Annotated in this window: 28 protein-coding genes; 20 read left to right on the top strand and 8 right to left on the bottom strand. The window is 67.5% G+C overall.

Going from position 1 to position 26620, the window contains the following annotated elements; translation table 11 throughout:
• Positions 1 to 88: 88 nt before the first annotated feature.
• The gene (locus tag ACGHX3_RS17915) at positions 89 to 211 is read right to left on the bottom strand and encodes a hypothetical protein (protein WP_283771853.1); all 123 of its coding nucleotides are present in this window, start codon (positions 209 to 211) and stop codon (positions 89 to 91) included.
• A 218-nt stretch (positions 212 to 429) separates the two neighbouring features.
• Between ACGHX3_RS17915 and ACGHX3_RS17910 the strand changes: the two genes are divergently transcribed.
• From ACGHX3_RS17910 to ACGHX3_RS17895, 4 genes are all read left to right on the top strand, one after another.
• The gene (locus ACGHX3_RS17910; RefSeq protein WP_394695754.1) at positions 430 to 1443 is read left to right on the top strand and encodes a class I SAM-dependent methyltransferase; all 1014 of its coding nucleotides are present in this window, start codon (positions 430 to 432) and stop codon (positions 1441 to 1443) included.
• A 2-nt stretch (positions 1444 to 1445) separates the two neighbouring features.
• Positions 1446 to 2153 (top strand): pseudouridine synthase, encoded by a 708-nt coding sequence (locus ACGHX3_RS17905; RefSeq protein WP_394695753.1) that lies wholly within the window; start codon positions 1446 to 1448, stop codon positions 2151 to 2153.
• Positions 2150 to 2839 carry an HAD family hydrolase gene (locus ACGHX3_RS17900; RefSeq protein WP_394695752.1) on the top strand — a complete coding sequence of 230 codons (690 nt, stop codon included), beginning with the start codon at positions 2150 to 2152 and terminating at the stop codon, positions 2837 to 2839. The genes ACGHX3_RS17905 and ACGHX3_RS17900 overlap by 4 nt, the downstream gene beginning before the upstream one ends.
• 118 nt (positions 2840 to 2957) lie before the next feature.
• Positions 2958 to 3416 carry an REP-associated tyrosine transposase gene (locus tag ACGHX3_RS17895; protein WP_394695751.1) on the top strand — a complete coding sequence of 153 codons (459 nt, stop codon included), beginning with the start codon at positions 2958 to 2960 and terminating at the stop codon, positions 3414 to 3416.
• Between the two features lie 95 nt (positions 3417 to 3511).
• Here the strand turns inward: ACGHX3_RS17895 and ACGHX3_RS17890 are convergent, their stop codons facing one another.
• The 3 genes from ACGHX3_RS17890 to ACGHX3_RS17880 are packed head-to-tail and all read right to left on the bottom strand — an operon-like array spanning position 3512 to position 5280.
• Positions 3512 to 4045 carry a DUF1415 domain-containing protein gene (locus tag ACGHX3_RS17890; protein WP_394697327.1) on the bottom strand — a complete coding sequence of 178 codons (534 nt, stop codon included), beginning with the start codon at positions 4043 to 4045 and terminating at the stop codon, positions 3512 to 3514.
• Positions 4046 to 4067: 22 nt separating this feature from the next.
• Positions 4068 to 4550: a YajQ family cyclic di-GMP-binding protein gene (locus ACGHX3_RS17885; protein ID WP_056880778.1), complete on the bottom strand. Its 483-nt coding sequence runs from the start codon at positions 4548 to 4550 to the stop codon at positions 4068 to 4070.
• 31 nt (positions 4551 to 4581) lie between these two features.
• Positions 4582 to 5280 carry a DUF2306 domain-containing protein gene (locus ACGHX3_RS17880; protein WP_394695750.1) on the bottom strand — a complete coding sequence of 233 codons (699 nt, stop codon included), beginning with the start codon at positions 5278 to 5280 and terminating at the stop codon, positions 4582 to 4584.
• A 77-nt stretch (positions 5281 to 5357) separates the two neighbouring features.
• Between ACGHX3_RS17880 and ACGHX3_RS17875 the strand changes: the two genes are divergently transcribed.
• Together ACGHX3_RS17875 and ACGHX3_RS17870 are read left to right on the top strand one after the other, a co-directional pair.
• On the top strand, positions 5358 to 6242 hold the full coding sequence (locus ACGHX3_RS17875) for a DMT family transporter (RefSeq protein ID WP_394695749.1): 885 nt from the start codon (positions 5358 to 5360) through the stop codon (positions 6240 to 6242).
• A 24-nt stretch (positions 6243 to 6266) separates the two neighbouring features.
• Positions 6267 to 6815, top strand: coding sequence for a DUF4175 domain-containing protein (locus ACGHX3_RS17870; protein WP_162338057.1), 549 nt, complete (start codon positions 6267 to 6269; stop codon positions 6813 to 6815).
• Positions 6816 to 6931: 116 nt separating this feature from the next.
• Here the strand turns inward: ACGHX3_RS17870 and ACGHX3_RS17865 are convergent, their stop codons facing one another.
• The gene (locus tag ACGHX3_RS17865; protein WP_394695748.1) at positions 6932 to 7567 is read right to left on the bottom strand and encodes an OmpW family protein; all 636 of its coding nucleotides are present in this window, start codon (positions 7565 to 7567) and stop codon (positions 6932 to 6934) included.
• Between the two features lie 333 nt (positions 7568 to 7900).
• On the opposite strand from ACGHX3_RS17865, the gene ACGHX3_RS17860 reads away from it, so the two are divergent.
• From ACGHX3_RS17860 to ACGHX3_RS17830, 7 genes are all read left to right on the top strand, one after another.
• Positions 7901 to 8350 (top strand): DUF1801 domain-containing protein, encoded by a 450-nt coding sequence (locus ACGHX3_RS17860; RefSeq protein WP_394695747.1) that lies wholly within the window; start codon positions 7901 to 7903, stop codon positions 8348 to 8350.
• A 5-nt stretch (positions 8351 to 8355) separates the two neighbouring features.
• On the top strand, positions 8356 to 9390 hold the full coding sequence (locus ACGHX3_RS17855; protein WP_249720394.1) for a LacI family DNA-binding transcriptional regulator: 1035 nt from the start codon (positions 8356 to 8358) through the stop codon (positions 9388 to 9390).
• Between the two features lie 364 nt (positions 9391 to 9754).
• Positions 9755 to 12643 (top strand): beta-phosphoglucomutase, encoded by a 2889-nt coding sequence (gene pgmB, locus ACGHX3_RS17850; RefSeq protein ID WP_394697326.1) that lies wholly within the window; start codon positions 9755 to 9757, stop codon positions 12641 to 12643.
• A gap of 74 nt (positions 12644 to 12717) precedes the next feature.
• The gene (locus ACGHX3_RS17845) at positions 12718 to 15120 is read left to right on the top strand and encodes a TonB-dependent receptor (RefSeq protein WP_394695746.1); all 2403 of its coding nucleotides are present in this window, start codon (positions 12718 to 12720) and stop codon (positions 15118 to 15120) included.
• A gap of 140 nt (positions 15121 to 15260) precedes the next feature.
• On the top strand, positions 15261 to 16502 hold the full coding sequence (locus tag ACGHX3_RS17840) for an MFS transporter (protein WP_394695745.1): 1242 nt from the start codon (positions 15261 to 15263) through the stop codon (positions 16500 to 16502).
• Positions 16503 to 16575: 73 nt separating this feature from the next.
• Positions 16576 to 17031, top strand: a complete 456-nt coding sequence (locus ACGHX3_RS17835) for a DMT family transporter (RefSeq protein WP_162338061.1) — start codon at positions 16576 to 16578, stop codon at positions 17029 to 17031.
• Positions 17028 to 17591 (top strand): DNA-deoxyinosine glycosylase, encoded by a 564-nt coding sequence (locus tag ACGHX3_RS17830; RefSeq protein WP_394697325.1) that lies wholly within the window; start codon positions 17028 to 17030, stop codon positions 17589 to 17591. Before ACGHX3_RS17835 ends, ACGHX3_RS17830 begins: the two co-directional genes overlap by 4 nt.
• On the opposite strand, the gene ACGHX3_RS17825 is transcribed toward ACGHX3_RS17830, so the two are convergent.
• Positions 17553 to 18311, bottom strand: a complete 759-nt coding sequence (locus ACGHX3_RS17825; protein WP_394695744.1) for a hypothetical protein — start codon at positions 18309 to 18311, stop codon at positions 17553 to 17555. The genes ACGHX3_RS17830 and ACGHX3_RS17825 overlap by 39 nt on opposite strands.
• A gap of 276 nt (positions 18312 to 18587) precedes the next feature.
• Between ACGHX3_RS17825 and ACGHX3_RS17820 the strand changes: the two genes are divergently transcribed.
• Positions 18588 to 20015: a dihydrolipoyllysine-residue acetyltransferase gene (locus ACGHX3_RS17820; RefSeq protein ID WP_394695743.1), complete on the top strand. Its 1428-nt coding sequence runs from the start codon at positions 18588 to 18590 to the stop codon at positions 20013 to 20015.
• A 13-nt stretch (positions 20016 to 20028) separates the two neighbouring features.
• The gene (gene lpdA, locus ACGHX3_RS17815; protein ID WP_394695742.1) at positions 20029 to 22176 is read left to right on the top strand and encodes a dihydrolipoyl dehydrogenase; all 2148 of its coding nucleotides are present in this window, start codon (positions 20029 to 20031) and stop codon (positions 22174 to 22176) included.
• Between the two features lie 70 nt (positions 22177 to 22246).
• On the opposite strand, the gene ACGHX3_RS17810 is transcribed toward lpdA, so the two are convergent.
• Together ACGHX3_RS17810 and ACGHX3_RS17805 are read right to left on the bottom strand one after the other, a co-directional pair.
• The gene (locus ACGHX3_RS17810) at positions 22247 to 22450 is read right to left on the bottom strand and encodes a DUF2061 domain-containing protein (RefSeq protein WP_394695741.1); all 204 of its coding nucleotides are present in this window, start codon (positions 22448 to 22450) and stop codon (positions 22247 to 22249) included.
• 106 nt (positions 22451 to 22556) lie between these two features.
• Positions 22557 to 23498, bottom strand: coding sequence for a hypothetical protein (locus tag ACGHX3_RS17805; RefSeq protein ID WP_394695740.1), 942 nt, complete (start codon positions 23496 to 23498; stop codon positions 22557 to 22559).
• Positions 23499 to 23912: 414 nt separating this feature from the next.
• Between ACGHX3_RS17805 and ACGHX3_RS17800 the strand changes: the two genes are divergently transcribed.
• The 5 genes from ACGHX3_RS17800 to ACGHX3_RS17780 all read left to right on the top strand — a co-directional run bounded on the left by ACGHX3_RS17800 (position 23913) and on the right by ACGHX3_RS17780 (position 26593).
• Positions 23913 to 24284 (top strand): hypothetical protein, encoded by a 372-nt coding sequence (locus ACGHX3_RS17800; protein WP_162338067.1) that lies wholly within the window; start codon positions 23913 to 23915, stop codon positions 24282 to 24284.
• Positions 24285 to 24308: 24 nt separating this feature from the next.
• Positions 24309 to 25106, top strand: a complete 798-nt coding sequence (atpB, locus tag ACGHX3_RS17795) for a F0F1 ATP synthase subunit A (RefSeq protein ID WP_394695739.1) — start codon at positions 24309 to 24311, stop codon at positions 25104 to 25106.
• Between the two features lie 66 nt (positions 25107 to 25172).
• A complete protein-coding gene (gene atpE / locus ACGHX3_RS17790; protein ID WP_055939490.1) occupies positions 25173 to 25472 on the top strand; it encodes a F0F1 ATP synthase subunit C in 300 nt (99 codons plus the stop codon).
• Between the two features lie 105 nt (positions 25473 to 25577).
• A complete protein-coding gene (locus ACGHX3_RS17785) occupies positions 25578 to 26048 on the top strand; it encodes a F0F1 ATP synthase subunit B (protein ID WP_162338069.1) in 471 nt (156 codons plus the stop codon).
• 17 nt (positions 26049 to 26065) lie between these two features.
• The gene (locus ACGHX3_RS17780) at positions 26066 to 26593 is read left to right on the top strand and encodes a F0F1 ATP synthase subunit delta (RefSeq protein ID WP_394695738.1); all 528 of its coding nucleotides are present in this window, start codon (positions 26066 to 26068) and stop codon (positions 26591 to 26593) included.
• The last annotated feature ends 27 nt before the right edge of the window (positions 26594 to 26620 follow it).

Here is a 26620-nt window from a genome sequence, read left to right as displayed (position 1 = left end):
ACAAAACGCCCCCGGGACGTGCGACCCGAGGGCGTTCGCGTTCCTCGGGAGATCGGGGTGACCGATCTCCCAGGGAGTCAGTCGGATGTCAGAAGCGCAGGCACTGCGCGCGTTCGCTATCGCGCAGATAGCCGCCGTTCGCGTGCAGCACCATGCCGCAGCGCGATGGCTGCAGGGCGGGCTTGCTGTCGAAGGAATGGGCGGGCTTCATGAGAAAATTCGCTTGGTGAAAAAACGGCCACGAGGCCGACGGGCGCGGACAATACGCCGCTTGTTTGCGAAGCGCAACACTTTTTTAATTTTATTTTCGATGGCCGACCGGCGGCACCGGAAGGAAGCACCAGTGGCTGCCGCTAGAATGACGCACCTCCTCCCATCGCGCCTCGCACCGTGGCCTCAAAATTTTCCGACCCCGCGCTCGACGCGCTGATGCTGCCCTTTGCGCAGGGCCAACTCGCCTGGCCTGACGGACCGGTGCTGTTCCTGCGCGCACGCGACGGCGCCGCGTTGCGTCAGTTCCCGCTGGCGCAGCTGGTGTGCGAACAGAGCTTCCGCCCCGATGCCGAACTGCTGGAGCGCGCGGGGCTGCGCGTGGTGGCCGATGCCGCCAACGATGGCGCGCGCTATCCGCTGGTGCTGGTGCTACCGCCGCGTCAGCGCGAGGAAGCGCGCGCGTTGCTGGCACGCGCTGTGCAACTCGTCGCGCCCGGCGGCATCGTCGTCGCGGCGATGACTAACAACGAAGGCGCGAAATCGGGCGAGGCGGATCTGAAGCAGCTCACGGGTATCGCGGGCAGCTTGACCAAGTTCCATTGCCGCACGTTCTGGACGCGGCCGCTCGGCGAGACCGTCGACAGCGCCTTGCTGGCGCCGTGGTCGTCGCTGGACGCGCCGCGCCGGATCGAGGGCGGACGCTATCTCAGCCGCCCCGGTGTATTCGCCTGGAACCGCATCGACCCGGCGTCCGCCCTGCTGGTGGAATGCCTGCCGACCGATATCGCCGGTCACGGCGCGGACCTCGGTGCCGGATGGGGCTTCCTGTCGCTGTCGCTGCTCGAGCGTTGCCCGGGCATCACCGCGCTGGATCTCTACGAGGCCGAGGCACGCGCGCTTACGCTGGCGAAGGGCAATCTGGGCAGCGTCACATCGTCTGCGCGCCTCGATTTCCGCTGGCACGACGTCACGGCCGGCCTGCCGGAACGCTACGACTTCATCGTCAGCAATCCGCCGTTCCATACGCAGAGCCGCGCGGATCGTCCGGACATCGGCCAGCGCTTCATCACCGCTGCGGCCGCCGCACTGAAGCCGGGCGGGCGCCTGTGGTTGGTGGCCAACCGCCATCTGCCGTACGAGCAGACCTTGAACGAAAGTTTCGGCGAGGTACGCGTGGCCGGCGAGCGCGACGGCTTCAAGGTCATCGCCGCGATCAAGGCGAGGCGCTGAGCATGAAGATCGTCAAGCACATCGCCAACCTGGGTTACGGCAGCCGCAAGCAGGTGCAGTGGATGTTCCGCGAGGGGCGCATCACCGATGCCGATGGCGAGGTGCTGTATGCCGACGATCCGGTGGACCACGACAACATCCGGGTGGACGGCGAACCGCTGGATCCGGCGCCCGGCGTGGCGATCCTGCTGCACAAGCCGGTGGGTTACACCTGTTCGACCAAGGACACGGGCCGCATCGTCTACGACCTGTTTCCCTCGCGTTTCCGCGAGCGCTCGCCGGTGCTGTCCACGGTCGGCCGCCTGGATCGCGAAACCAGCGGCCTGTTGCTGTTGACCGATGACGGTGGCCTGCTGCACCGGATTATTTCGCCGAAGGCCAACCTGCCGAAGGTATACGACGCGACCCTGGCGGAAGACCTGCGCGGAGACGAGGCGGCGCTCTTCGCCAGCGGGACGATGATGCTGGAGTCGGAGCAGACGCCGCTCGCACCGGCGCAGCTGCATGTGATCGATCCGCGCCATGCACAGCTGATGCTCACCGAAGGCCGTTACCACCAGGTACGCCGCATGTTCGCCGCGGTCGGCAACCATGTGCAGGCGCTGCATCGCAGTCGCGTGGGTGGCCTGACGCTGGATGGACTGCCGGAGGGGCAGTGGCGGATCCTCGATGAAGGCGATCTGCGCCGGTTGTTCGGAGCAGGCGAATGACAGCACGGGGACTGCCGTTCACGCCTGCGGCAGTGATCTTCGACATGGATGGGCTGATGCTGGACAGCGAGCGCGCCATCATCGGCTGTCTGGCCGAAGCGGCGCGCGAAGCCGGCCACGACCTGCCCGAGGTGCTGTGGCTGTCGATGGTCGGCCACAGTGAAGCGGTATGCCGGCATCTGCTGGACGAAGCGGTCGGCGAGGCGCAACGCGAGCTCATCCTGCAGCGCTCGCATGTGCTGTACGACGCCGTCGTCGCGGCAGGCGTGCCGCATCGTCCGGGCATCATCGCGATGCTGGATTTCCTGCAGACGCGCGGCATTCCCCGTGCCGTCGCCACGTCCACCCGGCGTCCGCTGGCACTGAAGAAGCTCGCGGCGTCTGGCTTGCTGACCCGTTTCGATGCGGTATGCACCAGCAGCGATGTCGAACACCCCAAGCCCGCTCCCGACGTCTACCTGCTGGCTGCGCATTCGCTGGGCATCGAACCGGCGCGGTGCCTGGTGCTGGAGGATTCACCGACCGGCGTGCGTGCCGCACTGGCGGCCGGCATGTATCCGATCCAGATCCCGGACTTGCTCGAACCCGATGATGCGGCGCGGGCGCTGGGTCACGTCATCCTGCCGTCGCTGGATGATGCGCGATTGTTGCTGGAGCAGCGGTTGGCGTTGGCCCAGGCTGTCTGACGTGGGAGCGACGTAAGTCGCGAAGCTTTTCAGCAGAACTCCGACACGCCACCGGGTGATCCGCTCATGGCGGTTGTCGCAGTGCTTGCCATGCTCGTTGCTCCTCAGGAGCACTGACATGTCGGGATACTCGGATCTCAGGAAAGGGCGCGTCTCGCAACCCGGCCAAATCTACCTGGTGACATTCGCAACGATGGACCGCCGGCCGCTGTTTGCGAGTCCGGAGCGTGCCATGGTGGCGTGCCAGGCCATGACAGCGGCGCGACTGTGGTACCGCTCGAGGCTGTTGTGCTGGGTACTCATACCCGACCACTGGCATGGGGTGATAGAGCTCGGTGCATTGGACAGCCTGTCTACGCTCGTCCAGCGTCTGAAATGCAATAGCGCCAGGACGATCCGTTCGAGCCATCCCGACACGGGGAATGTCTGGGAGAAGGGATTCCACGACCGCGCGCTGCGCGATGCGACCGCAGTGCTGACGACCGCGCGCTACGTCGTGGCGAATCCGCTTCGCGCCGGATTGTCGCGTCGTGTGGGGGAGTACGCCTGGTGGGATGCTGTCTGGTTATGCGGATAGCGCATCGTCGAGATGTGGAGAGTGTCGGGAAAGCATCGCGACTTACGTCGCTCCCACGTCAGCCTTCGTCATTCACGCCGGCCCGAATTGCGTTGTCACTCCACGAACAGCTTCGCCCACCCCGCATGCCCCAGCGCATCCAGCGTCGTCACGTTGCGCTCGACGATGACGTCGGGGTCCGGGAAGGCTTCGACCGCGCGGTCGATGCTGGCTTCGCGCAGCAGGTGCAGGGTGGGGTAGGGCGAGCGGTTGGTGTAGTTGCTGATGTCGTCGGGGGCGGTGCCGGCGAACTGGTAGTCGGGATGGAAGCTGGCGACCTGGATCTCGCCCTGCAGGTCGAGCGCCTCGACCGCCGCATCGGCGTTGTCGAGGAAGTCGTTGTAGTCCAGGAAATCGGTCAGCACGTCCGGATGCACGATCAGCGTGGTGTCGACCTGCTCCGGATCGGTGTCGCGTAGCAGCACCAGTTCTTCCGCCAGTTCTTCCAGCAGCGCTTCCGGCGTGCTGGCGTCGCTCAGCACGAAGCGGACCTGCTGCTTCACGTACACCGCCTTGGCGAACGGACACAGATTCAGCCCGATCACCGCGCGTTCCACCCAGCGGCGGGTGGCATCGAGCGGATCGGGCATGTCGCCGGGCGTGGTCGGTGCGTCAGTCACGGAAGTTGTCGAACTGCAGCGGCAGCTCGAACTCGGTCTTCTTCAGCAGGGCGATGACGTCCTGCAGGTCGTCGCGCTTCTTGCCGGTGACGCGCAGCTTGTCGCCATTGATCTGCGCCTCGACCTTCAGCTTGGCGTCCTTGATGGTGGAGACGATCTTCTTGGCCAGCTTCTGCTCGATGCCCTGCTGGACGGTGATCTTCTGGCGCGCGCCGGCCAGGTTGGTCTCCACGTCGCCGAAGTCCAGGCAGCGGGCATCGATCTGCCGTGCGATCAGGCGCGCGCGCAGGATGTCGGTCATCTGCTTGAGCTGGAAATCGCTGGGCGCGGACTGGGTGATCAGCTTCTCTTCCAGCACGAACTTGGCGTCCACGCCCTTGAAGTCGAAGCGGGTGGAGAGTTCGCGGTTGGCCTGGTCCACGGCGTTGGTCAGTTCGTGGACGTTGACTTCGGAGACGACGTCGAAGGAGGGCATGGAGAAAATCCTGTAGCGGGGCCGCGGAATTCTACCGCGCGTCGGGAAGCGGCACCGCACCTGCCGAAGCGCGAGCGCGTGCGGATCGCCGCAGACCCGCAAGGCGGCGGACGGCTTCGCACACCAGCAAGGGGACGATCCAGCTGCACCAGAGCAGGGTCGCGATCAGGGTCGGCGACGGCGCGAGTCCGCCGGCGATGGCAAGGGGCAGCGACAGGCGGAAGATGATCGGTGCCAGTGTCACCGCGTAGTTGCGGACCATCCAGCGACGGTGCCGCTCCACCGCGCCGCGCAGGATGGCGGCCAGTCCGGTGAGCGCCGTGGTGAGCCAGGCCAGCGCGGTGGCAGCGAACGCGGCGCGGATGGCGAACGGGGCGGGCGAGGTGGCGATCAGTCCGGTGGCGCCCGTCGCGGCGACCAGCATGCCCACCAGATAGATGCGGCCGGTCAGGCGATGCAGGCGTGGCTGGCGCAGGCGCCACTGGGTCAGGAACTGCACCGGTCCGAGCAGGACGGTGGTGAGGCCGCCGGCAAGATGCAGCCACAGCCAGCCCCGTCGCGTCATGAACATGCCGTACGCGGCCGAATCGAGATGCCGGTACTTGCCGTAGGCGGCGATCAGGAATTCGGCGCTGGCGATCGCGAGCAGCAGCCACAGGCTGGCCCAGGCCAGGCGCAGGGCAAGACGGGAAGGTGGTGAGGCGTCGGTACGCGGAGCGATCCCTGTCATCGGCCTGCCTGCGCGGGTGGGTGCGCGCAGGGTAGCGCACGCCGGTGCCATGCGGTCTTCCAGGGCGATAATGGCCCATGTCCGTCGCCCGTCCCTCGCTCGCTTCCGCCGTCCTGCTGATGCTGGCGGCCGTACTCATGTTCGCCCTGATGGATGCCGGCCTGAAGCTGCTGTCGGCGCACTACCCGCCGTTGCAGGTGGCGGCTCTGCGCGGCCTGTCGTCGCTGCCGCTGGTGACGGTGTGGGTGCTGGCAACGGTGCCCGCGCGTTCGCTTTTGCGCGTGCATTGGCCGCTGCACCTGCTGCGTGGCGCGCTGGGCGTGGCGATGATGGCCGGCTTCGTCTACGGGCTGCGCACGATGCCGCTCTCCACCGCGTATGCGATCACGTTCGTCGCACCGCTGCTGGTCACGGCGATGGCGGGACCCTTGCTGAAGGAGAGGGTCGGCGCCGCGCGGTGGACGGCGATCGGTATCGGACTGGTCGGCGTGCTGGTGATCCTGCGGCCGACCGGTGAAGGCATGTTGACCGGCGGCGGTCTGGCGATCCTGGTCGCGGCGATCTGCTATGCGTTGGGCGCGATTACCGTACGCATGCTGGCGCAGCGCGACAGCACGCAGGCGATGGTGTTCTGGTTCGTCGTGCTGCTCTCGCTGGGTGCGTGGCTGCTGGCGTTGCCGGCGTGGAAGCCGCTGCAGTCGCAGCATCTGTGGATCATCGCCGGCGTCGGCGTGTCCGGTTCGCTGGCGCAGGTGGCGCTGACCGAAGCCTTCCGCCGAGGCGAGGCGTCGCTGATCGCGCCGCTGGAATACACCGCGCTGCTGTGGGGCGTGCTGCTGGACGTGGCGTTGTGGTCGGTATTGCCGGACGGCGTCACCTGGATCGGCGCGGGCATCATCGTGGCCAGCGGGCTCTACCTGTTGAGGCGCGAAAAGGTCCACGTGGAAGCCGAGCATCCTTGACGCGCATTGCGGCATGATGCGGGCATGCCCATCGTCCTCGTCCTGCTGTTCGTCTTCCTGCTGCTCGCCCTGTGGGTGGTCCTGCTGCCGCTGTCGCTGTGGCAGCGCTACCGCTATGGCCGTGCCCGCCGCATGGCGCGACGCTGGCTGCTGACGCTCAATGCCTGGAGCCTGCTGGTGTCGGTTGCCATCTTCGTCGCGGTCAGCGCCTTCGGCCTGTTCTGGTGGCCGGACAGCCTGGTCGGCGCGGGCGTCGGGTTGCTGGCGGGCAGCGTGCTCGGTCTGCTCGGCGTCTGGCTGACGCGCTGGGAGGTGGCGCCGCAGGGCGTGTTCTACCAGCCCAATGCCTGGCTGGCGCTGTTGCTGGTCGCCATCGTCGCCGGCCGCATCGTGCTGGGCATGGTGCAGATGGTGCAGTACTGGCGCTCGGATGCCGCACCGGCGACGCACGCGTTGCTGAGCGGGCACGGCAGCCTGCTGGCGGTGGCGGGTCTGTTGCTGGGCTACTACCTGGTCTATGCGTGGTGCGTGAAGTGGCGCGTCGCCCGCCTGGAGCGGTTGCGCGGGCACTAGCTCGTCGCATGGTCGATATCGCGTCCGGTGGATTCCTGTGCAGCGGAGCGAGCTCCGCTCAAAAAAGGCGGCGGGCCCGGAGGCCCGCCGCCGTATCGACGCGTTGGAGCGATGGATCAGAAGCGCGCGCCGATACCCACACCCACGACCCACGGGTCGATCGTCAGTTCTTCACCGGTGCCCTGGCCGCCGACGCGCACACCGGCGTCGCCCTTCATGTAGCGCGCATCGGCGCGGGCGAACCAGGTCTGGTTGATGTTGAAGTCCATGCCGGCGGTGGCCATGGCGCCCTTGGCGGTCTCCAGGCCCACGTGCGCACCGTCACCGCCGATGCTCTCGTTGCTGAAGTTGGACTCGTAGTAGCCCAGGCCCACGAACGGACGCATCACCTGGTGGGGCGCGCCGAAGTGGTACTGGCCGCTCAGCGCGATCGGCTGCTGGTCGACCGTGCCGATCTTGCCCGGCCCGTCCGCCTTCACGCGATGGTTGAACTTGTCGGCCGCACCCCACAGCTCCACGGCGATGTTGGGCGTGGCGTACCAGCTGGCGCTGATGACCGGCGCCACATCGCCGTCGATCTTCAGGCCGGGTGCCGGATCGCGATCGGGCTTGAGGATGGCGGCGCCGCCGACCACGGCAAAGCGCTTGTCGTACGCGGAAGAGCCGGCGTCGCTGGACGCATCCTGTGCGAAGGCCGCGGGGGCGGCGGCAAGCGCGGCAAGGGCAATCGTGAGGGTTCGAATGGATTTCATGCAGGAATCTCCTGTGTTGTTTTCTTATGGTCCCGTCCCGCGATGCGTTGTGATGCGACATCGCCGTCAGGGCGAGCGCACCGTAACCACCCACGCATGAACGCCTCCCACGTCGCGACGTGAACGAAAAGGGAATCCGCGTCACCTGCGCGCTCGATCCGTCCGTATTTCACTGCGCGTGCATGTTGCTGACCGCATCGGTCTTCATCCTTTGCCGCGCACGTTTCGTCCGGACCGCGACTCGCAGGACAGCGCGCGCCTGTCGATCGGCGGGTGCCGCCATGACGTTGCCCGGCGTGTTGCGCTACTGTGGCGGCCCGAGGGGAGGGCGCCATGGCCACCAGCACCGCCAAGACGGTCGACGAGTACCTGCAATCGCTGCCAGACGCGCGCCGCGCCGTGGTGTCGGCAGTACGCGACCTGGTCAACCGGCACCTGCCCGGCGGCTATGTCGAAACGATGAGCTGGGGGATGATCTGCTGGGAGATCCCGCTGTCGCGCTATCCGACCACCTACAACAAGCAGCCGCTGTCGTACGTCGCGCTGGCCGCGCAGAAGCAGTACTACGCGCTCTACCTGACCACGTGCCATGACAACTCCGCGCAGGACGTCGTGCTGCGCAATGCCTATGCCGATGCCGGCAAGCGGCTGGACATGGGCAAGAGCTGCCTGCGCTTCAAGGCGCTGGAGGACCTGCTGCCCGACGTGATCGGTGTGGTGATCGCTTCCACGCCGGTGGACGCGTACATCGCACACTACGAAGCCAGCCGCGCACGGAAGTGACCCGCATGCCTCCCGCCAAACGCAAGCTGCGCAGCAAGCGCGCCGTGACGGAACTGCCGTCGCCCGGTGGCCACCTGACGATGGCGGACCTGGCGAAAGTGGCCGGCGTGTCCGCGATCACCGTCTCGCGCGCGCTGCGCGACAGTCCGCTGGTCAATGCGGAAACGCGCGAACGTGTGCGCCAGGTCGCGCAGCAGTACGGCTACGCGTTCAACGTCAGTGCCCGCAACCTCAAGCTCCGGCGCAGCATGACGGTGGCGGTGGTGGTGGAAATGAAGCCCACCGTCGAACGGCAGATGTCCGGGCCGTATCCGCTCGACCTGCTGGGCGGCATCACCCAGGAGCTCACGTCGACCGGCTACAGCGTGCTGCTGACGTCGCTGCAGGGCGGTGCATTGCCGAACGTGCAGGCGGCGGACGGCGTGATCCTGCTCGGCCAGGGTGCGCACGAGGACGCCATGCATGAAGTGCAACGCTGGGGGCGGCCGATGGTCGTCTGGGGCGCGGTGAGCCGGCACGAGTCGCAGATCGTGGTGGGCAGCGACAACCGGCGCGGCGGCGCGCTCGCTGCGGAGCGTTTCATCGCGCTCGGCCGGCGGCGCCCCGCCTTCCTCGGCGATCCGGCGCACGGTGAGTTCGCGGAACGGCTGGAAGGTTTCGCGGGTGCGCTGGCGCGGCACGACATCATGCCGCTGACGCCGACCGTCGGCAGTTTCACCGTCGGCGCCGGCGCGGAAGCCGTGCATGCGCTGCTGGACGCGAATCCGCAGGTCGATGCCCTGTTCGCCGCCAGCGACCTGCTGGCCATCGGTGCGATCCGCGCGCTGATCGAGCGCGGCCGCCGCGTGCCGGAGGATGTCTCGGTGATCGGCTACGACGACACCCCGCTGGGGGCCACCTATGTGCCGCCGCTCACGTCGGTGCACCAGAACTTCATCGATGCCGGCGTGCTGCTGGCGCGCAAGGTCCGCGCCCTGATCGAGGGCGAGGCAGCCGTCTCCGAGACCCTGCCGACCCACCTGGTGGTCCGCGCCACCTGAGCGCAGGACGCTGCTGCATTGCAGCGTCCATCCGGTGGACATCCGCGCCGGCGACGCGTGCCGCGATTCCACGTAACCATTTGATTCTGAAAATGATGTCGACGCATGGCGCACGCGTGCAGGCGCTGCTCGACTCACTGTAGCGGTTGCCTGATATCGATAACTTGACATCGATAACAATGACTCCTAGCTTCGCCCCGCCATGGCGCCTGCCGTGGTGACCAGTGCAACGGGAGTCGGGATGTCGGTGGAACAGCAACGGGCGGCGGTGATGCGGACGGGCGAGGCCAACGGAGGCCGCACCGATCCGTGGCGACTCACCCAGCACGGCTTCGACGCGACGCGCGCCGCCCGCGACGAAACCCTGTTCGCGCTGGCCAACGGAACCCTGGGCGTCCGTGGGGCACTGGAAGAAGGCGACAGCACCAGCGACGGCACCTTCCTGTCCAGCGTGTTCGAACAGAACCCGATCCATTACCACGAGCGTTTCCCCGGCTTCACCCGCAGCACCGACACGCGCGTTCCGGTGGCCGAGGGCAAGCACATCCGCCTGCGCCTGGGCGACCAGCCGCTGCGGCTGGCGGAGGCCGACTGGCTCGATTTCGAACGCACCCTGGACCTAGCGGCCGGCGCGCTGGACCGTCGCCTGCGCCTGAAGACAGCGGAGGGGCATACGCTCGAGATCACCGCGCGCCGCGTGGTGCCGCTCGCCGAGCGCGCGCTGCTGGCGATCCGCTTCGAAGTGGCCTCCATCGACTACGAGGGCCCGCTGACGCTGGTCTCGTCCATCGAGACGGGACGCCAGGCGATCGAGCAGGGCGACGACCCGCGCATTGGCGTGCACGGCGGCAAGGGCCTGCTGGTGTCCGACGAACACGCCGATGCCGACGGGGCCCAGCTCACCCAGCGCACGCACCACAGCGGCGTGGCACTGGTCTGCGCGCAGCGGCATCGCCTCTCGCCCGGTCTCATCTTCGAAGGCGCGGGGACCGGAACCGGCCGCGTCGAGCAGCGTTTCGTCGCCACGCTGACGCCGGGCGCGTCGGTGGTGATCGAGAAGTTCGTCGCGTACGACGATGGCAATGGCACCGCGGCCGATGGCGTCGATGCCGTGCTGGTGCGCGCGCATGCGGCGGGTTTCGATGCCGTCGCCGTGGCACAGGCCGGCGCGATGCAGGCCTTCTGGCAGCACGCCGGTTTGTCGGTGGACGGCGATCCCGCCGCCGAGCTCGCGCTGCGCTTCAACCTGTTCCACCTGCTGCAGTCGGCAGGTCGTGACGGCATCACCGGCACGGCGGCCAAAGGCATCACCGGCGAGGGCTACGAGGGCCACTGCTTCTGGGATACCGAAGCCTTCGTGCTGCCGGTGATGGCGTTCACTGCGCCGGACGTGGCGCGCGCGATGCTGATGTACCGCTACCGCACGCTGGACGGCGCACGCGACACCGCGCGTGCGATGAACCATCCGCGTGGTGCGCTGTATCCATGGCGCACCATCGCCGGCCGCGAATGCTCCGCGCACTACCCCAGCGGTTCGGCGGCGTACCACATCAACGCCGCCATCGCGTACGGGATCGGGCTTTATCTCGACGCCAGCGATGATCTCGACTTCCTCAGCGAGGCTGGCGCCGAGATTCTTTTCGAGACCGCGCGCATCTGGCCGCAGGCCGGGCACTTCAATCCGCGGCTCGGCGGTGCGTTCTGCATCCATGAAGTGACCGGCCCGGACGAGTACACCACGCTGGTCAACAACAACTGGTACACCAACCGCATGGCGCAGCGGCACCTGCAGCGCGCCGTCGCGGCCTGGTCGCGCCTGTCCGCCGAGCGTCCGCAGGCGCTGGACGCGCTCGCGTCGCGCATCGGCCTGGACGCCGACGAAGTGGCCCTGTGGCAGCGCGCGGCCGACGCCATGTACCTGCCCGTCGACGATGCGCTGGGCATCCATCCGCAGGACGATGACTTCCTGGGCAAGCCGCGCTGGCCGTTTCCGAAGCGCGAAGGCGCGCATCGTCCGCTGCTGCTCGACTACCACCCGCTCACGCTGTACCGCCACCAGGTCTGCAAGCAGGCCGACGTGGTGATGGCGCTGGTGCTGGCGGGCGACGGCATCGACGCCGGCAGCAAGCGCCGCGACTTCGACTATTACGAGGCGGTCACCACCCACGATTCCACGCTGTCGGCGCCGGTGTTCGGCATCCTCGCCAGCGAGGTCGGGCAGGACGAGAAGGCGTGGCGCTATTTCGACGCCAGCCTGCGCGTGGACCTGGACGACCTGCACGGAAATACCGACCACGGCGTGCACATGGCCGCGATGGCCGGTAGCTGGCTGGGCCTGGTGCAGGGCTTCGGCGGCCTGCGCGTGGTGACGGGCCGGCTGCAGTTCGCGCCCACGCTGCCGGCGGCGTGGAAGGGATACAGCTTCAACCTGCGCTGGCGCGGCTGTGCGCTGCGGGTGGACGTGGACGCGCGTGGCGTGCGCTACCGGCTGGACGAGGGCGACGCGCTCGCGTTCCGCCATGCCGGCAGCGAGGTGGTGCTGGCGCGCGGGCGCGAAGCGCTGTTGCCGCTGGCCGTGCCGGCGCCGCCGAAGGCCGTGTTCCCGCGCGCCTGCGATGCGCTGGTCTTCGACCTGGATGGCGTGCTGACCGACACCGCGCACACGCATTACCGTGCGTGGAAGCGGCTCGCCGACGGGATCGGCGTGCCGTTCGACCTGCAGGTCAACGAACGGCTGAAAGGCGTGGACCGGATGGCGTCGCTGGAGATCATCCTCGAGCGCGCATCGCGCATTTACTCCTCGGATGAGAAGCGCGCGCTGGCCGACACCAAGAACGGCTACTACGTGCAGGAGATCGCCAACGTCGGGCCGCAGGACCTGTTCGATGGCGTGCGCGAGGTGCTGGACGCCGCACGCGCGGCCGGACTGAAACTGGGGTTGGCCTCGGCCAGCCGCAACGCACCCGCGCTGCTCGACAAGCTGGGCATCGCCGACCGGTTCGATTACATCGCCGACGCGGGCCGCATCGTGCGTGCGAAACCCGATCCGGCCATCTTCCTGGATGTCGCGGCCGCGCTCGGTGTACCCGCGCACCGCTGCATCGGCGTGGAAGACGCCGCCGCCGGCATCGAGGCCATCCACGCCGCCGGCATGGCGGCGGTAGGCATCGGCGACGCGCGCGCGCTGCGCCATGCCGATGCCGTGATACCCCGCATCGCCGACTTCGATCTGAGGACGTTCGTTTCGCCTTGACCGTACGTGGCCACAGAAGCCGCGGCGGCAGCCTGTCACTACAACAACAAACGCACTACGTGGAGGGAGAGACCATGAAACACACCAAGCACCCGATGCGCTACGCCCTGTCGGCCGCCATCGCGCTGGCGCTCGCGCCGACGCTGGCCGCTGCCCAGGACGCCGCTCCTGCGGCCGCAAAGGACGACGCGACCACGCTGGACGCCGTCGTCGTCAGCGGTACCGCCAAGTTCAAGGGCCTGCGCAAGCGCGACGCCAGCTTCTCGATCAGCACGGCCACGCCCGAGCAGATCCAGGAAACCGCGCCCACCAGCACCGCCGACCTGCTGAAGATCGTACCTGGCGTCTGGGCCGAGGCCAGCGGCGGCGGTACCGGCGCCAACGTCTTCGTGCGCGGCATGCCCTCCGAAGGCGATGCGCCGTTCTTCACGCTGCAGCTCGATGGCTCGCCGATCTTCCCGCCGCCGACGCTGTCGTTCCTCGAGAACACCACGCTGTTCCGCATCGACGACACCATCGCCCGCGTCGAAGGCCTGCGTGGCGGTCCCAGCCCGATCTACTCGAACGGCCAGCCGGGCGTCACCGTCAACTTCATCCAGAAGAAGGGCGAAGACACGCCGGAAGGCCTGGTGCGCATGACGCTGGGCACCGACAGCCTGCGCCGCGTCGACTTCTACGCCGGTGGCCCGCTCAGCGCCGACAGCGGCTGGTACTACAGCGTGGGCGGCTTCTACCGCGAGACCGATGGCGTGCGCCAGACCGGGTTCCCGGTGGAGAAGGGCGGCCAGCTGAGTGCGACACTGACCAAACGCTGGGCCGAAGGCGAGTTCAACCTCTATGCGCGCCACACCGACGACCAGAACACCTTCTACACCGCGGTGCCGCTGGTCTCGCGCAACGACGGCAAGGACATTTCCAGCTTCCCCGGCCTGGACGCCACCACCGGCACGCTGGTCGGCGACGACTTCCGCCGGGTGACGCTGCCCACCGGCGTGGGCAACCAGACGATGACGCGCGACCTGGCCGACGGCCGTGGCGTGGACATCGACGTGTTCGGCGGGTCGCTGGACTGGTACGTCGGCAACTGGACGATCAGCGACAAGTTCAACTACCTCAAGGGCGACGCGCCGACCACCGCGCTGTTCACCGGCGCCAACCCGCAGACGCTGTCGTCGTACATCACCGACACCTACGGCGCAGGCGTGACCGGCACCGGCACGTTCGTCAATGGCGGCGGCGTGGTCGACCCGAACCAGCAGGTGCTGACCGCGGGCCTCTGGGTGGTGGAGAAGGAGATCAGCTCGTTCAACAACGACCTGCGCTTCAGCGTCGACCTGACCGACCGCAATTCGCTGACCTTCGGCGTGTACTACGCGGACTACTCGTCCAAGGACCGCTGGTGGCTGGGCAACAACATGCTGCTGACGGCGCAGGACAACGCACGCCGGGTGAACCTGGCGCTGTCCAACGGCCAGGTCGCCACGCGCGACGGTTTCGTCGGCACAGCGTTCTACAACATCCGCGGCGATTACGACGGGCAGAACACCGCCTTCTTCATCGCCGACGAGTGGACCGTCAACGACCGCATCCGCCTGGATGCCGGCGTGCGCTACGAGCGACAGGAAGTGAACGGCACCGTCTGGGATCCGGTCACGGTCGACCTGGACGGCGATCAGAACACCCTGTACGACAACACCACATCAGTCTCGACCACGCCGCGCAGCATCGATCAGAACGACAGCGACGTGTCGTGGACGGCGGGCCTGAACTACACGCTCAACGACAGCGTCAGCCTGTTCGGCCGGGTCAACTCGGGCTTCACCTTCCCGCAGTTCGACAACCTGCGCGATGGCGCCAACAACAAGACCGAGATCGACCAGTACGAGCTGGGCCTGAAGGCGGGCGGCGCGACGTACGAGATGTACCTGACCGCGTTCTTCAACGATTTCACCGGCCTGCGTTACCAGGCCTTCGACAACAACGGCAACAACGTCGTCATCATCGGCGACTCGAAGGCGCGCGGCCTGGAGTTCGAAGGCGCGTGGCGTCCGGCGGGCAGGTTCGAGTTGGCGTGGAACGCGACCTGGCTGCGCGCCAAGTACGGCGACTTCGCCGACTACGACGGCAACCAGGTGGTGCGCCAGCCGAAGTTCCGCGCGCGGCTGACGCCGAGCTACTACTGGTCGCTGCCGTGGGGCGACCTGAAGGCGTTCGCCACCTACACGCACGTGGGCGACCGTTACTCCGATCCCGCCAACGGCCAGGTGCTGCCGAAGTACGACACCTGGGACATCGGTGCCAGCGCGCATGTGGGCGATCACTGGGAGTTCACTTTCTCCGGGCGCAACGTCACCGACGAGATCGCGCTGACCGAGGGCAACGCGCGCGTGCTGGGCAATGCGACTAGTGGGGGCGTGTTCATGGGGCGCCCGCTGGAAGGCACGTCGTACCAGGCATCCGTCGCCTACCGCTGGTAAGGCACCGCGGCCCACGCCTGCGTGGGCCGTCGTCCGCCGTCGCGCCGTCTCTCCCGGCGCGGTGGCGGATACTCTTTCGATAAGGAGGGAGGCACCGCAGGACGGTGCCGCCCTCTCCCGCGATCCGACCGGAACCGTCCATGACGCGCACCCGCATGATCCTGGCGATGATCCTGACCTACATGATCTTCGCCATGCTGTTGAATTCCGTGGGCACGGTGATCCTGCAGTCCATCCAGGGCTTCGGCATCGGCAAGACCGACGCCAGCCTGCTGGAGGCGTTCAAGGACCTGCCGATCGCGATCACCTCGTTCCTGATCGCCTCGTTCCTGCCGCGGCTCGGCTACCGGCGCGCGATGATGCTCGGCCTGCTGCTGGTCGCCGCCGCCTGCGCGGCGATGCCGCTGCTGCAGGCGTTCTGGGCGACCAAGCTGCTGTTCGCCACGGTCGGTGTGGCGTTCGCGCTGGTGAAGGTGTCGGTCTACTCCAGCATCGGCCTGCTGACCGAGGACGCGAAGGCGCATGCCGCGCTGACCAGTACGGTGGAAGGCTGGTTCATGGTCGGCATCCTCGGCAGCGCCTGGCTGTTCGCCGCCTTCATCAATGCCGATGCACCGGGCGATCCGGTGTGGCTGGATGTCTACTGGGTGCTGGCCGCGATGTGCATCGCCGTGGTCGTGCTGCTGTCGACCTGCACGCTGGACGAGCGCGCGGCGCAGGACGGCCATGCCGCGGGTGAGTCCTTCATCGACATGTTCCGCCTGCTGGCGCTGCCGCTGGTGGCGGTATTCCTGGTGTCGGCGTTCCTCTACGTGCTGATGGAACAGGCCATCAATACCTGGCTGCCGACGTTCAACCGCGAGATCCTGCACCTGCCCACCACGCTCAGCGTGCAGGCGGCCAGCATCTTCGCCGGCTCGCTGGCGCTGGGCAGGCTGGGCGGGGGCGTGCTGCTGCGGCGGATTCCGTGGTTCTGGCTGCTGTCGGCCTGTGTGGTGGCGATGGCGGTGCTGGTCTTGCTGGCGCTGCCGCTGGCGGCCAACCTGCAGGCGCGCGAGGGCATGACCTGGTGGAACGCGCCGGCGGCGGCGTACGTGTTCCCGATGATCGGCCTGCTGATGGCGCCGATCTATCCGGCGATCAACTCGGTGGTGCTCAGCGCGCTGCCGAAGGCGCGGCATGCGGCGATGACGGGGCTGATCGTGGTGTTCTCCGCGCTGGGTGGCACCACGGGTTCGTACGTGACGGGGCAGCTGTTCGCGCACTTCGACGGCGCGCGCGCGTTCTACCTGCTGCTGGCGCCGATGGCGATGCTGCTGGTGTCCATGGCGCTGCTGCACCGCGCGGTATCCAGACGGCAGGCTCTCCCACACCCTGCGTGACGCCGCCGCATTGACGTCGCGGGCAGGGCGGTCTGGCGTATCGTGCGACCTCCCGATCTGGACGAGAGAACGCATGAACGCGACCGGCGTGGCCCTGGCCCTCTTCATCGGCATGCTGTTGCCGTTGCAGGCGTTGATCAATGCGTCGCTGGGCAAGCAGACCTTCGGTCCGGTGTTCGCCTCGCTGGCATCGTTCATGGTCGGCACGCTGGTGCTGCTGGCCTGGTGGCTGCTGACGCGACCGGTGTTCGTGCCGGCGGCGCTGGCGAAAGTGCCGTGGTGGGCATGGGCCGGCGGTGTGATCGGTGCGGTGTTCGTCGCGTCGGCGACCCTGCTGGTGCCGCGGTTGGGCGCCGCGTCGCTGATCTGCCTGGTGGTGGCGGGGCAACTGGTCGGTTCAGTCGTGCTGGACCATTTCGGCGTGTTGCATGCGCGACAGCCGGTCGATGCACTGCGCGTGGTCGGCCTGCTGATGGTCGTGGCGGGCGCACTGCTGGTGGTGAAGCCTTGGCAGCCTGCGGGCGGCTGAGCGTGGACGATCTGCTGACCGGGCTGCCGCCGGTGGTCGCGCCCGATTGTCGCGTGCTGGTGCTGGGGTCGATGCCGGGTGCGGCGTCGCTGCAGGCAGCGCGCTACTACGCCCATCCGCGCAACCGCTTCTGGCCGGTGATGGCCGCACTGGCCGATGTGCCGGCGAATGCGCCTTACGAGGCGCGGCTGGTCGCGCTGCAGCGTGCCGGCATCGGACTGTGGGACGTCATCGGCGAATGCCGGCGCGCGGGAAGCCTGGACAGCGCGATCGTGCGCGGCAGCGAGCGGCCCAACGCCCTGGTCCCGCTGGTCGCATCGCTGGGACAACTCCGCGCCATCGCGTTCAACGGCGCGACGGCGGCCTCGCTGTTCCGCCGGCACGTCGAGCCGGCGGTGCCCGAGCGTCTGCGCGAGCACGTCGCGCGTGTCGCGTTGCCGTCCACCAGCCCTGCGCACGCTGCCATGGGGCTGGAAGCCCTGCGCGAGGCGTGGGCAACGCTGGCGCCGTGGCTTTCCGGATCAGCCCACGACGGCGCGCGCCCGCGGACGCAGGCGTAGCCAGGCCGTCTGCACCGCCAGCACGACGGCGATCGCGAGCGCGACCAGGGCGGCGGTATCGCTGCCGGGAACGGTCCAGCCGGACTGTTTCACGTACACCGCCGCCAGGGCCCATAGCGCCGCCGCCACGAACGGCAGGTTGTCGCGCATGCGGCGGTTGGCCCACAGCAACAGCGCCGTCGCCGCGCCGAACAGCACCAGCGTCCACGGCAGCATGGCGTCGGTCGGCAGCAGCTGGTATGCCACGATCACCTGCGCGGTGTTGAGGAAGGCCGCCATCGACAGCCAGCCGGCGTGCAGCGACAGCGGAATCCACACCCAGGTGCCCAGGCCGGGCGTCCCCGCACGTGCCGGGGACAGCCGGAGCGCGCAGGCCAGCAGGCAGACCAGCGCCCCCCAGATGATCAACAGCGCCAGCCAGAACAGCTGCTGGGAGAACACCGGCATCCACACCGCCGTCAGGGCGAAGCCAGCTGCGGCCAGGGGACGGATGCGGTCGAGCGAAGCGGCCCGGGCGTTCTTCGCGAACGCCTGCCAGACGCCGAACGCGACGTCCCACAGGAAGATCAGTCCCCAGATGGCGAATGCGTATCCGGCGGCGACGATCAGCGTGGGATAACGATCCGACAGGGCACCATTGGTGGGCCCGAACACGCCCTGTTGGGACAGCCAGGACACGGCAGGCATGGCGAGCGACAACAACAGGACGAGCCAGCGCATGGGAATCTCCGAGGAGGAATGGGCCGCGATGCTAGGTGCGGGCCCGTGAACACCGGATCCAGATACGTGCGGATGCGTTCGCCGGATGAACAATGCGGGTGCGTATTGCCGGAAGGCACATTGCGCGATCGTCCGACCAAAGCGATACCACTGCATGCCATGCACGGCGCAATGTCCCGGAGAGGACAGCAATTAACACCAATGAACGGTTGGCGCATCGCGCCACTGCGGACACAATAGGGGTTCCCCTCTTCACGCCCGCACCGGAGTAATGCCATGTCCGACATCAAGGAAGCCAAAGTCCCCGATATCGGTGACTACGACGGCGTACCGGTGATCGAGATCCTCGTCGCGGTCGGCGATACGGTGAAGAAGGACCAGGGCCTGGTCACGCTGGAGTCCGACAAGGCGACGATGGAAGTGCCGTCGCCGTTCGCCGGCGTGGTCAAGGAGATCAAGGTCAAGCTGGGCGACGAGATCGCCGAAGGTGCCGTGGTCGCGCTGATCGAAGCCAGCGAGGGTGCCGCCGAGGCGAAGCCCGTCGCCGCACCCGCGCCGACCGCCACCGCCGAGACCGGCGCCAAGGTCGAGCCGGTCGCCGTGGCGCCGACGCCGGACAAGCTGGCGCAACGCGAGATCGCGCAGGAGCGCGCCGCACCGGCCGTGGCGCCCGCCGCCTCGCGCGTGCTGGACGACAAGCCGGGCATCGATCCGGAAGCCTCGCCGCCGCGCACGCCGCCGGTGGAATTCAACGCCGACCGCGTGCTGCCCGAGAAGGTCGCCTACGCCAGTCCCGCCGTGCGCCTGTTCGCCCGTGAGCTGGGCGTCGACCTGAACCAGGTCACCGGCAGCGAGCGCGCTGGCCGCATCAGCAAGGAAGACGTGCAGAAGTACGTCAAGGGCGCGCTGGCAGGCGGCGTGGCAGCGCCGGCAGCCGCTGGTGCGCCGGTCGCTGCAGGCGGCGGCCTCAACCTGCTGCCATGGCCGAAGGTGGACTTCAGCAAGTTCGGCGAGACCGAAGTCGTCGCGCTGTCGCGCATCAAGAAGATTTCCGGCGCCAACCTGGCGCGCAACTGGGCGATGATCCCGCACGTCACCCAGCACGACCACGCCGACATCACCGACCTGGAAGCGCTGCGCGTGGCGCTGAACAAGGAAAACGAGAAGGCGGGCATCAAGCTGACCATGCTCGCCTTCCTGATGAAGGCCAGCGTCTCGGCGCTGAAGAAGTTCCCCGACTTCAATGCCTCGCTCGACGCCAGCGGCGAGAACCTCACGCTGAAGAAGTATTTCCACGTCGGCTTCGCTGCGGACACGCCGAACGGCCTGGTCGTGCCGGTGATCCGCGACGTCGACAAGAAGGGCGTCAACGAGATCGCGCAGGAAAGCGGCGAGCTCGCCAAGAAGGCGCGCGAAGGCAAGCTCGGCCCGGCCGAGATGTCGGGCGGCTGCTTCTCCATCTCCTCGCTGGGCGGCATCGGCGGCGTGGCGTTCACGCCGATCGTCAACGCACCGGAGGTGGCGATCCTCGGCGTCTCGAAGTCGTCGATCCAGCCGGTGTGGGACGGCAAGCAGTTCCAGCCGCGCCTGATGCTGCCGCTGTCGCTGAGCTACGACCACCGCGTGATCGACGGCGCCGCTGCCGCGCGCTTCACCGCCTATCTCGCCCAGCTGCTCGGCGACATGCGCCGCGTGCTGCTGTAAGGAGACCGAGACCATGGCGAATACGATTGAAGTCAAAGTCCCCGACATCGGCGATTACAGCGATGTGCCGGTCATCGAAATCCTGGTCGCCGTCGGCGATACGGTGAAGAAGGACCAGGGCCTGGTCACGCTGGAATCGGACAAGGCCACGCTGGAAGTGCCCTCGTCGGCCGCCGGCGTGGTGAAGGAACTCAAGGTCAAGCTGGGTGATGCGCTGTCGGAAGGCAGCGTGGTCGCCGTGCTGGAAACGGAAGGCGCTGCGGCCGCTGCACCCGCACCGGCAGCACCCGCCGCTTCGGCGCCCGCGACGCCTGCGGCTGCACCTGCCGCTGCCGCGCCGGCTCCCGCCGCGCCGGCCGCTGCGCCCGCGCCGTCCGGCGGTGGTGGCCTGATCGAGGCCAAGGTGCCCGATATCGGCGATTACGACGGCGTGCCGGTCATCGAGATCCTGGTCGCGGTCGGCGACACGGTGAAGAAGGACCAGGGCCTGGTCACGCTGGAATCGGACAAGGCGACGATGGAAGTGCCGTCGCCCGCCGCCGGCGTGGTGAAGGAGATCAAGGTCAAGCTCGGCGACTCGCTCGCCGAAGGCAGCCTGGTCGCGATCCTGGAAGGCGAGGGTGCCGCTGCGGCGCCCGCCAAGGCCGCTCCGGTGGCGCCGTCCCCGGCCGCGCCCGCCGCACCGGCGACCTCCGCGCCGAAGCCGGCGCTGGGCACCGGCAAGGCCGCCGACATCGAATGCCGCATCGTCGTGATCGGTTCGGGTCCGGGCGGTTACACCGCCGCGTTCCGCGCGGCCGACCTGGGCCTCGACACCGTACTGATCGAGCGCTACGAAACCCTCGGCGGCGTCTGCCTCAACGTGGGCTGCATTCCGTCGAAGGCGCTGCTGCATGCGGCCGCGCTGATCGAGGAGGCCTCGCACTCCGACGACATCGGCATCAGCTTCGGCAAACCGAAGATCGACCTCGACAAGCTGCGCGGCTTCAAGCAGGACAAGGTCGTCGGCCAGTTCACCAAGGGCCTGGCCGGCATGGCCAAGCAGCGCAAGGTGCGCACGGTCACCGGCGTGGCGAAGTTCGTTTCGCCGAACGAGCTGGAGATCGCCGGCAGCGACGGCAAGACGCAGTTGCTGCGCTTCGAGCAGTGCATCATCGCCGCCGGTTCGCAGGCGGTGAAGCTGCCGAACTTCCCGTGGGACGACCCGCGCGTGATGGATTCCACCGATGCGCTGCAGCTGGCCGAGGTGCCGAAGAAGCTGCTCGTCGTCGGCGGCGGCATCATCGGCCTGGAAATGGCGACCGTGTACCGCGCGCTGGGCGCGGAGGTCACGGTGGTCGAGTTCATGGACCAGCTGATGCCGGGCGCCGACAAGGACCTGGTGAAGCCGCTGGCCGACCGCCTGAAGAAGCAGGGCGTGGCCGTGCACCTGAAGACCAAGGCCGCCAAGGTCGAGGCGTCGAAGAAGGGCATCACCGTCGGTTTCGAGAGCGCGACCGAAGGCCAGACGCCGGAACTCGAATCCGGCACGTTCGATCGCGTGCTGGTGGCCGTGGGTCGTTCCCCCAACGGCGGCAAGCTGGATGCCGGCAAGGCCGGCGTCAACGTCACCGACCGCGGCTTCATCCCGGTCGATGCGCAGATGCGCACCAACGTGCCGCACATCTTCGCCATCGGCGACCTGGTCGGCCAGCCGATGCTGGCGCACAAGGCGACGCACGAAGGCAAGCTGGCCGCCGAAGTGGCGGCCGGCGAGAAGAAGGAATGGGTGGCGCGCGTGATCCCGTCGGTCGCCTACACCGATCCCGAGATCGCGTGGGTCGGCGTGACCGAAACCGAAGCCAAGGCCAAGGGCCTGAAGATCGGCGTGGGCAAGTTCCCCTGGGTCGCGTCCGCGCGCGCGGTCGGCATCGGCCGTGGCGAGGGCTCGACCAAGCTGATCTTCGACGAACACACCCACCGCATCATCGGCGCCGGCATCGTCGGCGTGCACGCCGGCGACCTGATCAGCGAACTGGCGCTGGCGATCGAGATGGGCGCGGAAGCGGCTGACATCGGCGCGACCATCCATCCGCACCCGACGCTCAGCGAGTCGGTGGCGATGGCGGCCGAGGTCTACGAAGGCACCATCACCGACCTGTACATCCCGAAGAAGAAGTAAGCGCCGGCGGGACGGTGGAGACGGAAAGGCCGCGCGTGAGCGCGGCCTTTTCTTTGGATCGGGCGATGCCTCAGGCAGGCAGCGGTGTCGCCTTCGCGGCCCTGCGCGCCTCGATCCGCTTCCACACCTTCTCATGGAAGTGGAAGACGACCGTGTTGCAGGCCGGTTCGATCAGCGCAAGCGCGCCGCCCACCAGCAGGCTGCCCGTGAACAGGTAGCCCAGGGTGAAGGCCACCGCGAAATGCAGGATGGCGAAGCTGAGGGTCTTGTTCACGGCGGGACTCCAGATGAGAACAGGTCTCAAGTATGGGCGCCCCGTCCGTGCCGTCCAATGAAACGTTCCGCTTGTATCGATAATCAAAACCTATCGATCAGCCACATCAGAACCGGAACGTCACGCCCGCCATCGGGCCATGGACCTTGAACTGGCCCGTCAGCTTGCCCGTCACATCAACGTTGCCAACGCCAGACTCGGCGGGCGCCTCGAACGAGCCGCGGTAGTCGTCGCTGAGCTTCAGGCGGAACCAGTCATAGCCCATGTGAATGCCCAGGCGTTCGGTGACCAGATACTCGACGATCAGGCCGCCGCGCTCGAAATGGCCGCGCTCGTCGACGAAGTCACCCCAGCGTGTGTCCAGGTACTGGGCCTGTGCTTCCACGCGCAGGCGTTCGGTGGGCGCCCAGCTGACCCGGGTATGCAGATTGGGTGACGTGCCGTCCTTCTTCCAGCGGAACGACTCCCACTGCGGATCGATCTCGCCGGTACCGGTGCTGGTGCCCGTGCCGCGGGCTTCCAGTACGGCGTGCGTGACGCCGGCGCCCAGGCCCCACTGGAACCGCGGCGTGTCGACGACCGCGAATTCGTAGTTGAGGCTGGCCAGTTCGAAGCTGAGGCGGCCGTCGATGTCCACGGCCGGGATTTCCACCGGCTCGCCGGGGATCTCGACCTCGTCGAAGACATTGCCCGGATCGATCCAGTCGCCGTCGAAGTTCCACGACTGGTTGCGCCGGTAGTCGTAGTAATTGAGGCGCAGCGACTGGCGCGGGGTCATGTTGAAGGCGAACTCGCCGCGTGGCCGCCAGCGGCCGTCCGAATCGATGGTGCCTGCGGCCGCCAGGTCTTCCGAACGCTCACCATCGGTGGCCACGCCGGTACCGGCGAGCCGGATGTTGGCTTCCGGATTGAAGGCCGACAGGCGGATTTCGAAGCGGGCGTCGTCGCTGAAATCCTGCGCGGCAGCGCCGGTGGCGAGCAGTGCCAACGGCAGGCAGGCAAGCAGGGATACGAGGGTGGGGGTATGGCGGGGGCAGGGCCGGTTCATGGGCGCTCCATGCGTCGAGGGGGAGCACTACCTTCATCGCGGACCGGTCGTCGTCAGGTGAATGGGATGAACGACCCGGCGGATCGTCGTCTTCGAACCCTGCAAAAAGTGAAGCCCCGGGGGCAGCCGGGGCTTCGTGGAAGGCCTGTGGCGGAGCATCGGACGAGGAAGTTGAGCAGCAGGCCTTGCAAGGACTGACAGGGAGTTTCCGGCAAAGTTCCGGAAAGCGTCCGGGAGAATTCTGAACAGGGGAAACGGTTACACGCAGGCGCCGCAAGGGCTCCGGCCTGATCGTGCCCGCGGACCGGCTTTCGACCTTTGGCGGTTGTCCCGGAAATTGTCCCGCTGCTATAATTTTGCGGCTCGGCGAGGCGCATCACTGCCTCTTACCCGCCAATTCCGTAGGGCTTTCGTGTGCTGAATTCCGTCGCTGCGGGTCGGCGGCTGGTGTTGCGCGCCGCTGTCTGGCAGACGGGGGCGGTACTGCTGGTCGCGCTGCTGTTCCTGCCCTGGGGCCTGCCCCGAGCGGTTGCGGCGGTCGTCGGAGGGTTGGCGATCGTGGTCGGCGCGCTGCTGGCGGCCTGGATGGCCTTCGGCGGTGGTGTGCTCGGAGCCGTCTCGGCGGTGCTGAGGCTGGTCGCGGGCATGGTGGTGAAGTGGGTCGTGGTGATCGGTGTGCTGGTCGTTGGCGCGGGGCTGTACAAGCTGCCTCCGCTGCCTCTCCTGGCGGGCGTGATCACCGGACTGGTGGCACAGGTGCTGGTCGCGACCGGCAAGCAGCGATAACCCAACTAGAAAGGTTTCCGACTCATGGCGGGCGAGGCTCTTACTCCCACCAGCTACATCCAGCACCACCTGAAGAACCTCACGGCCCAGGTGGGCGGTGACGGTCCGTTCTGGACGATCAACGTCGATACCTTCGTGACCGCCGTGCTGATGGGCCTGGTCATCGTGTTCGCCTTCTGGATGGCCACGCGCAAGGCGACCGCCGGCGTGCCGGGCAAGTGGCAGGCCTTCGTCGAGATCATGCTCGAGTTCGTCGACAAGCAGGCCCGCGACACCTACCACGGGACCAGCAAGCTGGTGACGCCCATCGCGATCACCATCTTCTTCTGGATCCTGATGATGAACCTGCTGAAGATGATCCCGGCAGACTTCATCGCCAAGCCGCTCGAACTGATGGGCGTGCACTACTGGAAGCCGGTCCCCACCGCCGACGTCAACGCGACGCTCGGCATGTCGATCAGCGTGTTCTTCCTGATGCTGGTGTTCGCGTTCCGGTCCAAGGGCGTGGGCGGTTTCGCCAAGGAATTCCTGACGGCGCCGTTCGGCAAGTGGATGATGCCGTTCAACCTGATCCTCAACATCGTCGAATGGGTCAGCAAGCCCATTTCGCTGGCGATGCGACTGTTCGGCAACATGTTCGGCGGCGAGATCGTCTTCCTGCTGATCTGGGTGCTGGGCGGCGCGGGCATCGTGGGCATGCTCGGCGGCGCCGCGTTCGGCCTCGGCTGGATGCTGTTCCACCTGCTGGTCATCCCGCTGCAGGCCTTCATCTTCATGATGCTGTCGATCGTCTACCTCAGTTTGTCGGAAGACAGCCACTAACGTTTCCGCTTCACCGTTTCGCTTCGTACCATCCACCTTTCAAGCACTTAAGTTCCGGAGATCACCATGGAAAGCATCCTCACCAACCTCGCCCAGGTCCAGGCTTCGACCGCCCTCGCCATCGGCATCATGATCGGCCTGGCCGCGCTGGGCGCGGGTCTGGGTCTGGCCATCATGGCCGGCAAGTTCCTGGAATCGGCTGCCCGCCAGCCGGAACTGATCCCGGTCCTGCAGGTGCGCATGTTCATCACCGCCGGCCTGATCGACGCCGCGTTCATCATCTCGGTCGCCGTCGGCCTGCTGTTCGCCTTCGCCAGCCCGTTCATCACGATCTTCACCGAACAGCTGGCCAAGCTGGCGGGCTGATCCGTCGCGTGCACGCCTGACCACGGGCCTCGGCCCGCGGTCAGTCACCAGGCGTAGCTGGGCCGGCGCATCGTGCGCGGGCCCTTCATCACCGGCAGGTTTACGATGAATATCAATCTCACTCTGTTCGCCCAGGCGCTGGCCTTCGCCGGTCTGATCTGGATCATTGCGACCAAGATCTGGCCGCCGCTGCTGGCTGCCATCGAAGAACGCCAGCAGAAGATCGCTGAAGGTCTTGCCGCGGCCGACCGCAGCCAGAAGGATCTGGCGCAGGCTCAGGAAAAGGTCAACGAGGCGTTGAAGGAAGCCCGCGTCAAGGCCAACGAGATCATCGACCAGGCCCATGCGCGCGCCAACCAGATCGTCGATGCGGCCAAGAACGAAGCGATCACCGAAGCCAACCGCCAGAAAGAACTGGCGCAGGCCGAGATCGACGCCGCCGCTACGCGTGCCCGCGAGGATCTGCGCAAGCAGGTGTCCGCGCTGGCCGTCAGCGGTGCCGAGAAGCTGTTGAAGCGCGAGATCGACGCCAACGCCCACAAGGCGCTGCTCGACGAACTCGCCGCCGAAATCTGATCCGGACGATCCGATCGATGAGCCAGGCCCTGACTGTCGCCCGCCCCTACGCCCGCGCCGCCTTCGCGACGGCACGCGACGAAGGCAACTTCGCCGCCTGGTCGCAGGCGTTGGGTTTCGCCGCGCATGCCGCGGCGGACCCGCGCGTGGCCGCGCTGCTGCCGAATCCGCAGTTGCTGCCCGCCGACGCCGTGTCGCTGCTGTCGCCCGACGGCGCCAGTGAGGCGTTCATCCGCTTCCTGGGCGTCCTGGCCGATGCACGCCGCCTGCCGCAGTTGCCGGAAATCGCCGGGCTGTTCGAAGAGCTGCGCGCCGACGCCGAGCATGTCGTGAAAGCGAAGGTCACGTCCGCCGCGGACTTGCCCGCCGGCGAGCTCGACGTGATCAAGGCCGCGCTGAAGAAGCGCTTCGGTCGCGAGGTCGAGGTCGAGACGGCGGTCGACGCATCGCTGATCGGCGGCGCCGTGATCGATGCGGGCAGCGTGGTGATCGACGGCTCGCTGAAAGGCAAGCTGGCGCGCCTGCAGTCCGCGCTGACGCACTGAATTCCCATTGAACCGCCGCGCGCGAGC

Source organism: Pseudoxanthomonas japonensis (assembly GCF_043632995.1).
Taxonomy (GTDB): Bacteria; Pseudomonadota; Gammaproteobacteria; order Xanthomonadales; family Xanthomonadaceae; genus Pseudoxanthomonas_A; species Pseudoxanthomonas_A japonensis.
The sequence above is the reverse complement of the archived record's forward strand: the minus strand, read 5'-3'. Positions and strand labels throughout refer to the sequence as shown.

What these genes read in the sequence shown, in the direction of transcription:
- ACGHX3_RS17915 (WP_283771853.1), bottom strand. Translation starts at nt 211, where the DNA reads ATGAAGCCCGCCCATTCCTTCGACAGCAAGCCCGCCCTGCAGCCATCG.
- ACGHX3_RS17910 (WP_394695754.1), top strand. Translation starts at nt 430, where the DNA reads ATGCTGCCCTTTGCGCAGGGCCAACTCGCCTGGCCTGACGGACCGGTG.
- ACGHX3_RS17905 (WP_394695753.1), top strand. Translation starts at nt 1,446, where the DNA reads ATGAAGATCGTCAAGCACATCGCCAACCTGGGTTACGGCAGCCGCAAG.
- ACGHX3_RS17900 (WP_394695752.1), top strand. Translation starts at nt 2,150, where the DNA reads ATGACAGCACGGGGACTGCCGTTCACGCCTGCGGCAGTGATCTTCGAC.
- ACGHX3_RS17895 (WP_394695751.1), top strand. Translation starts at nt 2,958, where the DNA reads ATGTCGGGATACTCGGATCTCAGGAAAGGGCGCGTCTCGCAACCCGGC.
- ACGHX3_RS17890 (WP_394697327.1), bottom strand. Translation starts at nt 4,045, where the DNA reads ATGCCCGATCCGCTCGATGCCACCCGCCGCTGGGTGGAACGCGCGGTG.
- ACGHX3_RS17885 (WP_056880778.1), bottom strand. Translation starts at nt 4,550, where the DNA reads ATGCCCTCCTTCGACGTCGTCTCCGAAGTCAACGTCCACGAACTGACC.
- ACGHX3_RS17880 (WP_394695750.1), bottom strand. Translation starts at nt 5,280, where the DNA reads ATGACAGGGATCGCTCCGCGTACCGACGCCTCACCACCTTCCCGTCTT.
- ACGHX3_RS17875 (WP_394695749.1), top strand. Translation starts at nt 5,358, where the DNA reads ATGTCCGTCGCCCGTCCCTCGCTCGCTTCCGCCGTCCTGCTGATGCTG.
- ACGHX3_RS17870 (WP_162338057.1), top strand. Translation starts at nt 6,267, where the DNA reads ATGCCCATCGTCCTCGTCCTGCTGTTCGTCTTCCTGCTGCTCGCCCTG.
- ACGHX3_RS17865 (WP_394695748.1), bottom strand. Translation starts at nt 7,567, where the DNA reads ATGAAATCCATTCGAACCCTCACGATTGCCCTTGCCGCGCTTGCCGCC.
- ACGHX3_RS17860 (WP_394695747.1), top strand. Translation starts at nt 7,901, where the DNA reads ATGGCCACCAGCACCGCCAAGACGGTCGACGAGTACCTGCAATCGCTG.
- ACGHX3_RS17855 (WP_249720394.1), top strand. Translation starts at nt 8,356, where the DNA reads ATGCCTCCCGCCAAACGCAAGCTGCGCAGCAAGCGCGCCGTGACGGAA.
- ACGHX3_RS17845 (WP_394695746.1), top strand. Translation starts at nt 12,718, where the DNA reads ATGAAACACACCAAGCACCCGATGCGCTACGCCCTGTCGGCCGCCATC.
- ACGHX3_RS17840 (WP_394695745.1), top strand. Translation starts at nt 15,261, where the DNA reads ATGACGCGCACCCGCATGATCCTGGCGATGATCCTGACCTACATGATC.
- ACGHX3_RS17835 (WP_162338061.1), top strand. Translation starts at nt 16,576, where the DNA reads ATGAACGCGACCGGCGTGGCCCTGGCCCTCTTCATCGGCATGCTGTTG.
- ACGHX3_RS17825 (WP_394695744.1), bottom strand. Translation starts at nt 18,311, where the DNA reads ATGCGCTGGCTCGTCCTGTTGTTGTCGCTCGCCATGCCTGCCGTGTCC.
- ACGHX3_RS17820 (WP_394695743.1), top strand. Translation starts at nt 18,588, where the DNA reads ATGTCCGACATCAAGGAAGCCAAAGTCCCCGATATCGGTGACTACGAC.
- lpdA (WP_394695742.1), top strand. Translation starts at nt 20,029, where the DNA reads ATGGCGAATACGATTGAAGTCAAAGTCCCCGACATCGGCGATTACAGC.
- ACGHX3_RS17805 (WP_394695740.1), bottom strand. Translation starts at nt 23,498, where the DNA reads ATGAACCGGCCCTGCCCCCGCCATACCCCCACCCTCGTATCCCTGCTT.
- atpB (WP_394695739.1), top strand. Translation starts at nt 24,309, where the DNA reads ATGGCGGGCGAGGCTCTTACTCCCACCAGCTACATCCAGCACCACCTG.
- atpE (WP_055939490.1), top strand. Translation starts at nt 25,173, where the DNA reads ATGGAAAGCATCCTCACCAACCTCGCCCAGGTCCAGGCTTCGACCGCC.
- ACGHX3_RS17785 (WP_162338069.1), top strand. Translation starts at nt 25,578, where the DNA reads ATGAATATCAATCTCACTCTGTTCGCCCAGGCGCTGGCCTTCGCCGGT.
- ACGHX3_RS17780 (WP_394695738.1), top strand. Translation starts at nt 26,066, where the DNA reads ATGAGCCAGGCCCTGACTGTCGCCCGCCCCTACGCCCGCGCCGCCTTC.